Annotated in this window: 15 protein-coding genes; 10 read left to right on the forward strand and 5 right to left on the reverse strand. The window is 60.4% G+C overall.

What is annotated here, in order from left to right; translation table 11 throughout:
* The coding region (locus NV64_RS14940) for an aminotransferase class I/II-fold pyridoxal phosphate-dependent enzyme (protein WP_146005494.1) at positions 1-393 on the forward strand (393 nt) is incomplete at its 5' end.
* Between the two features lie 13 nt (positions 394-406).
* Positions 407-1,435, forward strand: a complete 1,029-nt coding sequence (gene tdh / locus NV64_RS14945; RefSeq protein WP_056233615.1) for an L-threonine 3-dehydrogenase — start codon at positions 407-409, stop codon at positions 1,433-1,435.
* A 111-nt stretch (positions 1,436-1,546) separates the two neighbouring features.
* Here the strand turns inward: tdh and NV64_RS14950 are convergent, their stop codons facing one another.
* Together NV64_RS14950 and envC are read right to left on the reverse strand one after the other, a co-directional pair.
* Entirely contained in the window at positions 1,547-2,467 is a 921-nt protein-coding gene (locus tag NV64_RS14950; RefSeq protein ID WP_101506244.1) for a divergent polysaccharide deacetylase family protein, read from the reverse strand.
* Between the two features lie 44 nt (positions 2,468-2,511).
* Positions 2,512-3,816 carry a murein hydrolase activator EnvC gene (gene envC / locus NV64_RS14955; RefSeq protein WP_082502301.1) on the reverse strand — a complete coding sequence of 435 codons (1,305 nt, stop codon included), beginning with the start codon at positions 3,814-3,816 and terminating at the stop codon, positions 2,512-2,514.
* 348 nt (positions 3,817-4,164) lie between these two features.
* Between envC and NV64_RS14960 the strand changes: the two genes are divergently transcribed.
* The 5 genes from NV64_RS14960 (at position 4,165) to cysE (ending at position 7,332) form a co-directional block, all read left to right on the forward strand.
* Positions 4,165-4,596, forward strand: coding sequence for a rhodanese-like domain-containing protein (locus NV64_RS14960; RefSeq protein ID WP_056233619.1), 432 nt, complete (start codon positions 4,165-4,167; stop codon positions 4,594-4,596).
* Positions 4,597-4,628: 32 nt separating this feature from the next.
* Complete coding sequence (gene grxC, locus NV64_RS14965) at positions 4,629-4,880, forward strand: glutaredoxin 3 (RefSeq protein ID WP_056233621.1); 252 nt, start codon at positions 4,629-4,631, stop codon at positions 4,878-4,880.
* An 82-nt stretch (positions 4,881-4,962) separates the two neighbouring features.
* Entirely contained in the window at positions 4,963-5,427 is a 465-nt protein-coding gene (secB, locus tag NV64_RS14970) for a protein-export chaperone SecB (RefSeq protein ID WP_056233624.1), read from the forward strand.
* Positions 5,427-6,446, forward strand: a complete 1,020-nt coding sequence (gene gpsA, locus NV64_RS14975) for an NAD(P)H-dependent glycerol-3-phosphate dehydrogenase (RefSeq protein WP_101506221.1) — start codon at positions 5,427-5,429, stop codon at positions 6,444-6,446. Before secB ends, gpsA begins: the two co-directional genes overlap by 1 nt.
* Positions 6,447-6,510: 64 nt before the next feature.
* Positions 6,511-7,332 carry a serine O-acetyltransferase gene (gene cysE, locus NV64_RS14980; protein ID WP_056233629.1) on the forward strand — a complete coding sequence of 274 codons (822 nt, stop codon included), beginning with the start codon at positions 6,511-6,513 and terminating at the stop codon, positions 7,330-7,332.
* Between the two features lie 162 nt (positions 7,333-7,494).
* On the opposite strand, the gene trmL is transcribed toward cysE, so the two are convergent.
* Genes trmL through cpxR form a run of 3 tightly spaced genes read right to left on the reverse strand, consistent with a single transcriptional unit; the run spans position 7,495 to position 10,085 of the window.
* On the reverse strand, positions 7,495-7,968 hold the full coding sequence (gene trmL / locus NV64_RS14990; protein WP_101506222.1) for a tRNA (uridine(34)/cytosine(34)/5-carboxymethylaminomethyluridine(34)-2'-O)-methyltransferase TrmL: 474 nt from the start codon (positions 7,966-7,968) through the stop codon (positions 7,495-7,497).
* Positions 7,969-8,007: 39 nt separating this feature from the next.
* Positions 8,008-9,387 (reverse strand): envelope stress sensor histidine kinase CpxA, encoded by a 1,380-nt coding sequence (gene cpxA / locus NV64_RS14995; RefSeq protein WP_101506223.1) that lies wholly within the window; start codon positions 9,385-9,387, stop codon positions 8,008-8,010.
* Positions 9,384-10,085, reverse strand: coding sequence for an envelope stress response regulator transcription factor CpxR (gene cpxR / locus NV64_RS15000; RefSeq protein WP_101506224.1), 702 nt, complete (start codon positions 10,083-10,085; stop codon positions 9,384-9,386). Before cpxR ends, cpxA begins: the two co-directional genes overlap by 4 nt.
* Positions 10,086-10,236: 151 nt before the next feature.
* Here cpxR and cpxP point away from each other — a divergent pair, with 151 nt between their 5' ends.
* The 3 genes from cpxP to NV64_RS24100 form a co-directional block, all read left to right on the forward strand.
* Positions 10,237-10,746 (forward strand): cell-envelope stress modulator CpxP, encoded by a 510-nt coding sequence (cpxP, locus tag NV64_RS15005; protein ID WP_056233638.1) that lies wholly within the window; start codon positions 10,237-10,239, stop codon positions 10,744-10,746.
* A gap of 243 nt (positions 10,747-10,989) precedes the next feature.
* A complete protein-coding gene (gene fieF, locus NV64_RS15010) occupies positions 10,990-11,901 on the forward strand; it encodes a CDF family cation-efflux transporter FieF (protein WP_056233640.1) in 912 nt (303 codons plus the stop codon).
* 201 nt (positions 11,902-12,102) lie between these two features.
* The coding region (locus NV64_RS24100) for a 6-phosphofructokinase (RefSeq protein WP_233208996.1) at positions 12,103-12,470 on the forward strand (368 nt) is incomplete at its 3' end.

Consider the following 12,470-nt stretch of genomic DNA (forward strand, 5'->3'; position numbering starts at 1 on the left):
CGTCCTTATCTGTTCTCCAACTCACTGGCCCCGGTGGTGGTGGCGGCCTCACAGCAGGCGCTGCAGCTGCTGAGCGAAGGTCATGGGCTGCGGCAGCGGCTGTGGGAGAACGTGCGCTACTTCCGCGGCGCGATGAGCGCGGCGGGCTTTACGCTGGCCGGGGCCGATCACGCCATTATCCCGGTAATGCTCGGCGATGCGCGGCTGGCGCAGACCTTCGCCAGCCGCCTGCAGCAGGAGGGCATCTACGTCACCGGTTTCTGTTATCCGGTGGTGCCGAAAGGGCAGGCGCGCATCCGCACCCAGATCTCCGCCGCACACGGCCAGCCGCAGCTGGAAAGGGCGGTGGCGGCCTTCAGCCACATCGGCCGCCAGCTTGGCGTGATCGCCTGACAGGAGCCCCACCATGAAAGCACTCGCTAAACTGCACTCGCGCCCCGGCATCTGGATGACTGACGATGCGCCGGTGCCGGAGCCGGGCCATAACGACGTACTGATTAAAATCCGCAAAAGCGCCATCTGCGGCACCGACGTGCATATCTACAACTGGGACAGCTGGTCGCAGCGCACCATTCCGGTACCGATGATCACCGGCCACGAGTACGTCGGCGAGGTGGTGGCGGTTGGCCAGGAGGTGGCTGGATTCGCCCCCGGCGACCGGGTCTCTGGCGAGGGGCATATCACCTGCGGCCACTGTCGTAACTGCCGCGGCGGCCGCACCCACCTGTGCCGTAACGCCATCGGCGTCGGCGTCAACCGCCAGGGCAGCTTCGCCGAGTACCTGACGATCCCGGCGGCTAACGCCTTCAAAATTCCCGATAATATTTCCGATGAACTGGCGGCGATCTTCGATCCGTTCGGCAACGCGGTGCACACCGCGCTCTCGTTCGACCTGGTGGGCGAGGACGTGCTGATCGCCGGCGCGGGGCCGATCGGCATTATGGCGGCGGCCATTTGCCGCCACGTGGGTGCACGCCACGTGGTGATCACCGACGTGAACGACTACCGGCTGGCGCTGGCGCAGAAGGTCGGCGTCACCCGGGCGGTTAACGTGGGTCAGCAGAACCTGACGCAAACCATGAGCGAGCTGGGTATGACCGAGGGGTTTGACGTCGGGCTGGAGATGTCCGGGGTCGCGGCGGCGTTTCGCGGCATGCTCAGCGTGATGAACCACGGCGGGCGCATCGCTATGCTGGGCATCCCCTCCGCCGAAATGGCGATTGACTGGAATCAGGTGATCTTCAAGGGGCTGTTTATCAAAGGTATCTACGGCCGCGAGATGTTTGAAACCTGGTACAAAATGGTGGCGCTGCTGCAGTCCGGGCTGGATATCAGCCCGGTGATCACCCACCGGCTGCACATCGATGAGTTTCAGCAGGGCTTTGATGTGATGCGCGCCGGGCAGGCGGGTAAGGTGATCCTCGACTGGGACTGAGCGGGCAGCTGCAGAAGGCGGGCGTCGAAGCGCGACGCCTGATGACGCCGGACATCCGGGGGAACGACCCGCCCGGCCTGCTGTTCTGCGGCCGGAGCGCACCGGCCGCCGCTAGTGCCCGGCTGCTGCTGGCCTGTCTGTCGCTGGTTCGTTTGTCGTCGGCGAACCGACGATCTGTGCCATCACCTGTTTGATCAGCGGGCCATCCGCCAGACTTTCGGCGATGATGCTTAGCGCGCGCGTGGCCGGCACCGGGGCGACTTTTACCGGGCAGACCTTGCCCGGGCGGAACGGATTACGCGGCTTCACCGCCTGAGGTTTGCTGTCCGGCGGCAGCGGCGCATTATTCACCCGCTGCGGCTCATTCAGCAGCTGGCTCGGGCGCACCAGGGTGATATCGGCGGGCAGGGTCGGCAGCATCTGCTGCAGCACGCGGACGGTAGTCGGATGCGGATGGCCGATGGCGATCGCCGAACCGTCACGCTGCGCCAGCCGCACCGCCCGCATAAACTGCCGGCGGATGTCCGCTTCATTTTGCGTATCGTCGAGGAACACCCGGCGTTTAATCACCTTCACGCTGGTGCCCGCAGCGGCCTGCACCGACTTACTGCTGCCGATGGTCATGCTGTCGAGGAAGTAGAAGTTGTAGTGCGAGAGTACCTGCATCACCTTCTGCATCCCGGCCAGGCTGGAGGTCATCGCGCTGCCCATATGGTTGTTCAGCCCCACCGCAAACGGCACCTTTTCGCTGGCCTCACGCACGATACGTGCGATTTCGTCGGCGGACATCTCCGGGCGCAGGGTATCTTTTTCCAGCGGCTGTTTGCTGAGCGGGGCCATCGGCAGATGGATCAATACCTCGTGGCCGCGCTGGTGGGCTTTGGTCGCCATGTCGCGGGCGTGCGGGGCATTCGGCAGCACCGCGACCGAGATGGCCGCCGGCATCTGTAATACCTGGTTCTCCTGCGCGGGCCGGTAGCCGAAGTCATCGATGACGATCGAAAGCTTACCGGCGTAAGCCGGCCCGGCCATCAGCACGGCTGCCAGCAGCGCGCTGAGTTTTCGACGTTGCACAGTTATCTCCCTAGCCACGGAACCGGGTTAACGGCTTGTCCCTGACGACGAATTTCAAAATAGAGTGACGGCGTGCCGCGGCCGCCGCTGTTGCCGACCAGGGCGATCGGCTGCCCGGCTTTCACCTGGGTGCCGACGCCGACCAGCGCGCTCTGATTATAGCCGTACAGGCTCATATCACCTTTACCGTGCTCAACAACCACCACCAGGCCGTAGCCCTGCAGCCAGTCGGCCATCAGCACCCGGCCATCGGCAATCGCTTTAACTTCAGTGCCTTCCGGCGCCGCAATCACCAGCCCTTTCCAGCGTAGCTCACCCTGCAGCTGTTCGCCAAAGCGGTGTTCAACGCGGCCGCGTACCGGCCAGATCGCCTGACCGGCCGGCCGGCCCAGGCCGCCGGTACGTGAGACCAGCGCGCGTTCGTTCTCGGTCGGTTTGTAGGTGGTGCCTTTGCGTTTGGCCTGCGCCTCACGCTCGCGCACCTGTTGCGCCTCACGCGCTTCGCGCTCCGCGCGGGCTTTGGCCTCCCGCTCGGCTTTGGCGATCTTATCGCGCAGGCGGCTTTCGTTTTGCCGCAGCTCAACCAGCTGCGCCTGGTCTTTCTCCAGCGAGGATTCCAGCGTGGTCAGGGTTTTTTGCCGCGCCTGGCGCGCCCCTTCCAGCGTCTGCTGCTGGCTCTGCTGCTGGCTTAACAGGCTTTTTTGCTGCGCCTGTTTATCCACCAGGCTGGTTTTCTGCGCCGAGAGGTCAGTGCGGGTCTGTTGCAGCTCCGCAATTGACTTCTGTCGTGCATCATTGAGATAACCGAAGTAGGCCAGCATCCGCTCGCTGCGCTGGCTCTCTTCGCCGCTCAGCACCAGCTGCAGGCCGCTATGCTGGCCCTGACGGAAGGCCGCATCCAGCTGATCGGCCAGCAGTGCTTCCTGCTGCTGCTGCTGCTGCTGCAGCCGGGCGATCGAGGCGGTCAGGGTGGTAATCTCTTTGCCGAGCGCGCCAAGGACCGACCGGGTATCGCGCAGCTGGCGGCTGGCCTGGGCAATCACCTTTTCCTGGCTCTGTAGCTGGTTGAGCAGCTGGCTGCGCTGCTGCTTCTGCAGCTGCACGCTTTTCTCTTTTGCCGCGATATCCTGCTGCAGGCTCTGCAGCTGCGACTTATTATCGTCAGCCGCTGCGGCGGTGAGCGGGCACAGCAGCATCGCGCTGCACAATGCACCGATGGTCAGGGCGGACACGCCGCCGCGCAGTCGCCGGCGCGGCGGGGTATGACGCGGAATCCTTGAAATGATCACTGTCGCTTTTTCCCTCATAGCCGCGGATTATTCCACGATGAACAGCGGCTTACCAGCGACCACTGCGCGGTTTTCTATTACCAGTCGTGACCTTTTAGCCGCTAAACCGCAGGTTGCGGGCATGACGTTAAGCCAAATGTCAGGTGGCGCATCGCCTGCGAAGTGCGCAGCTGCGCAACAATTCACCACCCGTTGCGACACGCCTCGATCACAGGATAGCCTTTTTCATTAAAGGCAACTTTTTTTTGGATTATGCCGCAGAAAACGCAATTCAGACGGCCTTCGCGGCTGTACATGACAGCCCCGAAAGGTATACTCAGAACCCTTGTTTTCGCTTATTAACCCTTTCGGGAGTTGTTACCCCTCATGCAAGATATTATGCAGTTCGCAGGCAATCACACCATCTTAGCTCTTTCGTGGGTTGTTTTGCTGGTTTTGGTGATCGTGACCACCGTTAAGGGCATGTTCTCCAAAGTAAAAGTGATTAGCCGTGGTGAAGCTACCCGTTTAATTAACAAAGAAGATGCCGTGGTAGTGGACGTGCGTGGGCGTGATGACTTCCGTAAAGGCCATATCTCTAATGCGATTAACGTGCTGGCTGCGGATATTAAGAAAGGCAGCTTTAGCGAACTGGAAAAACACAAAGCGCAGCCGCTGATCGTGGTTTGTGCCACCGGCACCTCTGCGTCTGACTCTGCGGCACAGCTGATCGCAGCAGGCTTTCCGCAGGTGTTCGTCCTGAAAGAGGGCGTATCCGGCTGGAGCAGCGAGAACCTGCCGCTGGTGCGCGGTAAATAGCAGTCCGTCTGACACAGTGAAGGAGAGCCGCTATGGCTAACGTTGAGATTTATACCAAAGCAACCTGCCCTTTCTGCCATCGTGCTAAGGCGCTGCTCAGCCAGAAAGGCGTGGCGTTTAAAGAGATTGCCATCGATGGCGACGCGCCGCTGCGCGAGAAGATGATCGCCCGCAGCGGTCGCACCACGGTACCGCAAATTTTTATCGACGATCGGCACATCGGTGGCTGTGATGACCTGTTCGCGCTTGACGCGCAGCAGGGCCTTGACCCGCTGCTGAACTAGCAGCGGGCGCGCATGTAACGCGCCCATTGCTGACCCGCGCTTCGGCACAATAACGGATTATTAACCCATAGGATTACGTACCATGTCAGAACAAAACAACACCGAAATGTCTTTCCAGATCCAGCGTATCTACACCAAAGATATCTCCTTCGAAGCGCCTAACGCGCCACAGGTCTTCCAGAAAGAGTGGGAGCCGGAAGTGAAACTGGATCTGGACACCGCCTCTACCCAGCTGGCTGACGACGTGTATGAAGTCGTGCTGCGCGTCACCGTGACCGCGACCGTGGGTGAAGAAGCGGCATTCCTGTGCGAAGTGCAGCAGGCGGGCATCTTCTCTATCGGTGGTATCGAAGGCACCCAGATGGCACATTGCCTGGGCGCATACTGCCCGAACATTCTGTTCCCGTATGCCCGTGAGTGCATCACCAGCCTGGTTTCCCGTGGCACCTTCCCGCAGCTGAACCTGGCACCGGTTAACTTTGACGCGCTGTTTATGAACTACCTGCAGCAGTCAAACGAAGGTGAAGCACCGCAGCAGGATGCCTGATGCGTAGCCCTCATGCTTCCATGAGCGTCATCGGTGCCGGCTCGTACGGCACCGCTTTGGCGATTACGCTGGCCCGTAACGGCCACAACGTGGTGCTGTGGGGCCATAACCCGCAGCGCCAGGCGCAGCTTCAGGCCGATCGCTGCAACAGCGCTTTCCTTCCCGATGTGCCCTTCCCGGATACCCTGCAGCTGGAAACCGACCTGGCAAACGCCGTGGCCGCCAGCCGCGATCTGCTGGTGGTGGTGCCGAGCCACGTGTTTGGCGACGTGCTGCAGCAGATTAAGCCGCACCTGCGGGCGGACTCGCGCCTGGTATGGGCGACCAAAGGGCTGGAGAAGGAGACCGGGCGTCTGTTACAGGACGTGGCACGCGAAATCCTCGGCGAGTCGATCCCGCTGGCGGTGATTTCCGGCCCGACGTTTGCCAAAGAGCTGGCGGCTGGCCTGCCAACGGCGATCGCGCTGGCGGCAACCGATAGCCGTTTTGCCGACGAGCTGCAGCAGCTGCTGCACTGCGGCAAAAGCTTCCGCGTGTATAACAACCCCGATTTTATTGGCGTTCAGCTCGGCGGCGCCGTGAAGAACGTCATTGCCATCGGTGCCGGCATGTCCGACGGTATTGGCTTTGGTGCCAATGCCCGCACCGCGCTGATCACCCGTGGGCTGGCCGAAATGAGCCGGCTTGGGGCGGCATTAGGCGCCGATCCGACCACCTTTATGGGCATGGCCGGGCTGGGCGACCTGGTGCTGACCTGCACCGATAACCAGTCGCGCAACCGTCGCTTTGGCATGATGCTCGGGCAGGGTGCCGACGTGGAAGGGGCCCAGCAGGCGATTGGTCAGGTGGTGGAAGGCTACCGTAATACCAAAGAGGTGAAGGCCCTGGCGGCACGTTACGGCGTTGAGATGCCGATTACCGAGCAGATCTTCCAGGTGCTGTACAGCGGTAAAGATGCGCGTGAGGCGGCCCTGAGCCTGCTGGGGCGCACAAGGAAGGATGAGAACAGCAGTCGCTGAGCCGGAGTGGTCGCGTGAACGTAGTTAGCGCCCGCCGGGCGCTATTTTTAATGGGGAGAGAATCATGCCGTGCGTAGAACCTGAACTGATCTGGGATAACATCAAAACGGAAGCGCGCGCGCTGGCGGACTGTGAGCCAATGCTGGCCAGTTTCTACCACGCCACCCTGTTAAAGCATGATGACCTCGGCCTGGCGCTGAGCTATATGCTGGCCAACAAGCTGTCGAACCCGATCATGCCGGCGATTGCGATCCGCGAGGTGATCCTCGACGCCTATCGTCAGGATCCGTCGATGATCGTCTCGGCCGCCTGTGATATTCAGGCGGTGCGCCAGCGCGACCCGGCGGTCGACAAATACTCCACTCCGCTGCTCTACCTGAAAGGCTTCCATGCGCTGCAGGCTTACCGTATCGGCCACTGGCTGTGGAATGAAGGCCGCCGCGCGCTGGCGATCTACCTGCAAAACGAAATCTCGGTCTCGTTCGCCGTCGATATCCACCCGGCGGCAAAAATTGGCCGCGGCATCATGCTCGACCACGCTACCGGCATTGTAGTGGGGGAGACGGCGGTGATTGAAGATGACGTTTCGATCCTGCAGAACGTCACGCTGGGCGGTACCGGCAAAACGACCGGCGATCGCCATCCGAAGATCCGTGAAGGGGTGATGATTGGTGCCGGTGCCAAGATCCTCGGCAATATCGAAGTCGGCCACGGCGCGAAAATCGGTGCCGGTTCGGTGGTGCTGCAGCCGGTGCCGCCGCATACCACCGCCGCCGGCGTGCCGGCACGCATCGTCGGCAAGCCGAACAGCGACAAGCCGTCGATGGATATGGATCAGCATTTTAACGGCACGGTACCCGGCTTCGAATTCGGCGACGGGATCTGAGATCGGCCTGGTTTACTTGCCATTTTGAATTCGGGCAGTGCTCGAACTCCTCACGTACTTCAGTACGCTCCGGGTTCTCCGCGCTGGCCGAATCCAGAGTGGCTGCGACACCGACGGCCCCTGTAATCGCTGACAAGGGGCACCAGGGCTCCATGCTGACGATCACTTCTTAATCAGTGCACCGGCGTAGTCGAGCTGGCGCCACGCTTCGTAGACCACCACCGAAACAGCGTTCGACAGGTTCATGCTGCGGCTGTCCGCCATCATCGGGATGCGGATCTTCTGCTGTGCGGGCAGGGCGTCGAGAACAGAGGCCGGCAGGCCGCGGGTTTCCGGGCCGAACAGCAGATAGTCACCGGGCTGGTAGCTGACCGCGCTGTGGGCCGGGGTGCCTTTGGTCGTGAGAGCGAACAGCCGCTGCGGCGCTTCGCTGGCGAGGAAGGCGTCATAACTGTCGTGATGCTTAATCGCGGTGAATTCGTGGTAATCCAGCCCGGCACGGCGCAGCCGTTTATCATCCCAGGCAAACCCCAGTGGTTTAATCAGGTGCAGCCGGAAGCCGGTGTTGGCGCACAGGCGGATGATATTGCCGGTGTTCGGCGGGATTTCAGGTTCAAACAAGACGATGTTAAGCATTAAGACGGCCCTCAAAAACGAGGGCCGCAGGATAACAAATTATTCGCTCTGGGTGGTATATAACGGTAGCCAGATGGTCAGCCGCAGGCCGCCCAGCGGGCTGTCGTCGGCTTTCACCCAGCCCCGGTGCTGCTGAATGGCGTTCTCGACGATCGCCAGCCCCAGCCCGGTGCCGCCCGATTCGCGGTCGCGTGCCTCGTCGGTGCGGTAGAACGGCCGGAAAATCTGTTCACGATCTTCCGGGCTGACCCCCGGACCGTCATCATCAACGTGGATGGTGATGCCCTTTTTATCCACCGCAAAGCTGACCGAAATTTTGCTGTGCGAGTAGCGCAGGGCGTTGCGTACGATGTTCTCCAGCGCGCTGTCCAGCGCGTTCGGGTTACCGTACAGCGGCCACGGGCCTGGCGGATAAGGGACTTCCAGCGATTTCCCCATCTGCTCGGCTTCAAAGCGCGCATCCTCCAGCACGTCAGACCACAAATGGCTGGCCTTCAGGGTTTCGCTGACCAGCGCATTGGTGTGCTGCGCCCGCGACAGCACCAGCAGATCGTTAATCATGCCGTCCAGCCGCTGCGCCTCCATCTCAATGCGCCCCAGCTCCTTGCCTTCACCATGACGTCGGCGCATCAGCGCCGTCGCAAGCTGCAGGCGGGTCAGCGGGGTGCGCAGCTCGTGCGAGATATCCGACAGCAGGCGCTGCTGGGTGGTCATCATCCGCGCCAGCGCGCTAATCATCTGGTTAAAGCTGGCACCGGCCGCCAGGAACTCCTGCGGCCCGGACTCCAGCTCCGGCCGCTGGCGAAGGTTGCCGGCGGCGACGTCGTCGGCGGCATGTTTCAGCCGTCGTGCCGGTTTTGCCAGGCTCCACGCCAGCCACAGCAGCAACGGCGAGCTGATCAGCATGGTGACCATCAGCAGCAGCAGCGGGCGGTCAAACAGCAGGTTGATAAAGTCCAGCTGCGAACTGCCCGCCGGGCGAATCAGGTACAGCTGGTAGTTATCTTCCCCGTCGCGAATCGAAAACGGACCGACCAGTTCAACGCGGCCATACTTTTTCTTCTGCGGCTGATCGGCGTTATCGGCCTGGCCGATAAAATTCCTGATGACCTGCATCTCGCTGTGCTGGGCGCCAATCACCCGCCCTTCGCTGGTGACCAGCAACAGGCGCTGGCCGGGCGGTGCCCATTTGTCGATGGCGCGGAACAGCCTGCGCCACCACATCAGGTCATTGGGCGGATCCTGGCTCAGCTCTGCCTCGACGTGCTGCTCGATCATCAACCCCTGCCGCTGTTCACTGTCCAGCAGCGGGGTCATCTGGCGTGAGTCCAGCTTCGGCAGCATCAGCACCAGCATCAGCACCAGCGCCAGCGTCAGCCAGAAAATGGCAAAGATGCGTGTCGTCAGGCTGGAGATCATGCGGCAGACACCATCAGGTAGCCACGACCACGCAGGGTTTTAAACCACGGATGCCCGTCTTTGCGCTCCGGCAGTTTCCGCCGCAGGTTGGAGATGTGCATATCGATGGCGCGGTCAAACGGCGTCAGCCGTTTGCCCAGCACTTCCTGGCTGAGGTGCTCACGTGACACCACCTGGCCGAGGTGCTGCGCCAGCAGGTAGAGCAGGGTGAACTCGGTGCCGGTTAAGTCCAGTGAGATATTTTCAAAGCTGGCTTCCTGACGTCCGGGATTGAGGCGCAGCTGATCCACTTCCAGCGTTGGCGAACTGTTGTCGTGCTGCTGTTGCTGCTGCTCGCTCCAGTTTGACCGGCGCAGGATCGCGCGGATGCGCGCCACCAGTTCACGGTCGTTAAAGGGTTTTGGCAGATAGTCGTCGGCACCCAGCTCAAGGCCGAGTACGCGGTCCAGTTCGCTGCCGCGGGCGGTGAGCATGATCACCGGGGTCTGATGCTGCTGACGCAACTCTTTCAGGGTATCAATGCCGTTTTTCTTCGGCATCATTACGTCCAGAAGTAACAGGTCAACCGTGCTGTCCAGTATCGCCAGTGCCTGTTCGCCGTCGCCGGCAACCAGTACGTCGAAGCCTTCCATTTCCAGCAATTCTTTCAGTAGCGAAGTCAATTCGCGGTCATCGTCAACCAACAGGATTTTATTCATTTTTTATTGCCCTCCGCAGGCAAAATACCGTGAACGAACGCGCCTAATCACTGACTTTACGTAGTTTTACACCCCCTGACGCATGTTTGCAGCGGGCACTTTAAACTGGCTCTCGTTGAATCGAAATACGCAACAAAACTGGGAGTACACGATGCGCAATGTTACTGCCGTCGTTGCGGTGCCGGCGTTGATATTAACACTCTCCAACGCCTTTGCAGCAGCCGTGACGACGACTGACGAGATGCATCAGAACGATGGCGCAAACCGCACGCTGCAGCAGGTTCCGCAAAGCCATATGTTTGATGGCATCAACCTGACTGAACAACAGCGGCAACAGTTGCGCGATCTGATGCAGCAGGTACGTCACGATCGTTCTCCCATAAGTATTAACGATTTAGAACAGATGCATGAACTGATTATTGCAGAAAAATTTGATCAGGCAGCCTACCAGGCTCAGGCGGAAAAAATAGCGCAGGCGGAAGTGTCGCGGCAGGTCGAGATGGCTCGCATACGCAACCAGATGTACCACCTGTTAACGCCCCAGCAGCAGGCTGTTTTAGAGAAACGACACCAGCAGCGCCTTGAAGAATTGCGCCGGCTGACGAATATGCAGGTCTCCTCACCGCTGCAGGCGGCAAGCAGTACCGGGAGTAACCCGTAAGTTATCAGTAGCGAGTCATCAGTAACGTAGTCCCTGTACCAGAGTATCCCTGTTTTCCTTGCCATAGACACATCCCTGTCTTCCCCCTCATGATGAGGGGGTTTTTTTTGGCAAAAATTTGTCCCTGTCTCCCGGCCGTAGCGGCCCATCGACCGCATTTTGATCGCCAACCGGCCACCACAACCGGGCTTTTTTTGCGCAAAACCCGATATACTGAGTGCACATTCTCTGAGAGCGTGCGCCATGAATCAACGCTATGCCCGGCTGGTAAACGCGGCGGCCCTTGCGGCGACGGTACTGGCTTCACTGTTGCTGATTATCAAAATCTTTGCCTGGTGGCATACCGGGTCGGTCAGCGTGCTGGCGGCGCTGGTGGACTCGCTGGTCGACATTGCCGCCTCGCTGACCAACCTGCTGGTGGTGCGCTATTCGCTGCAGCCCGCCGATGCCGAGCACACCTTTGGCCATGGTAAGGCCGAGTCCCTTGCGGCGCTGGCGCAGAGCATGTTTATTTCCGGATCGGCGCTGTTCCTGTTCCTGACCGGCTTCCAGCACCTGGTGACCCCGGAACCGATGACCTCGCCGCAGGTGGGCATCATCGTGACCCTGATCGCGCTGTTTTCTACGCTATTACTGGTGACCTTCCAGCGCTGGGTGGTGCGTCATACCCACAGTCAGGCGATCCGTGCCGACATGCTGCACTATCAGTCCGACGTGGTGATGAACGGGGCCATTTTGCTCTCTCTGGCGCTGAGCTGGTACGGCTTCCACCGCGCAGATGCGCTGTTTGCGCTGGGGATTGGCGTCTGGATCCTCTACAGTGCACTGCGGATGGGCTATGAAGCGGTGCAGGCGCTGCTGGATCGCGCGTTGCCGGAAACCGAGCATCAGGCGATGCTGGCGATCGTCGCCGGCTGGCCGGGGGTGCGGGGCGCGCACGATCTGCGTACCCGCCAGTCCGGGCCGACACGTTTTATTCAGCTGCATCTGGAAATGGATGACCACCTGCCCCTGCTGCAGGCGCACCATATTGCCGACCAGCTGGAACAGGCGCTGCTCCGGCGTTTTCCGGGTTCGGACGTGATTATTCATCTCGATCCCTGCTCGGTGGTGCCGGAAGGCCGTCAGGGAAATTTTTCCGGTTGTGGCGAGTAAACGTGGTTTATCTGTCCGGATGCTGTAAGAAACGTGACTTACCGCAAAAAAAATAGCCATTTAGGCTGTGACCTGAATCAATTCAGCTCACAGTGTTTGATATACTATTGCACTTATCAGACTCTGCTTACTCGGTCGCGTGGGTTGTTCCGCTCCGGCGTTCAGAATTCATCATTGGTATCAACAAGTTCAGAGGTTGTCATGATCAAAAAAATCGGTGTACTGACAAGTGGCGGTGACGCCCCAGGTATGAACGCTGCGATCCGTGGCGTTGTGCGCGCCGCATTGAGTGAAGGACTGGAAGTCTGTGGTATTTATGATGGCTATCTGGGCCTGTACGAAGATCGCATGATCAACCTCGACCGCTACAGCGTTTCAGACATGATCAACCGCGGCGGCACCTTCCTCGGCTCTGCCCGTTTCCCGGCGTTCCGCGAGGATGAGGTGCGTACGGTTGCGATTGAGAACATGAAAAAACGCGGCATTGATGCGCTGGTGGTGATCGGCGGTGATGGTTCCTACATGGGTGCCAAGCGCCTGACCGAGATGGGCTTCCCGTGCATCGGTCT

Source organism: Erwinia sp. B116 (genome assembly GCF_002865965.1).
Taxonomy (GTDB): domain Bacteria; phylum Pseudomonadota; class Gammaproteobacteria; order Enterobacterales; family Enterobacteriaceae; genus Erwinia.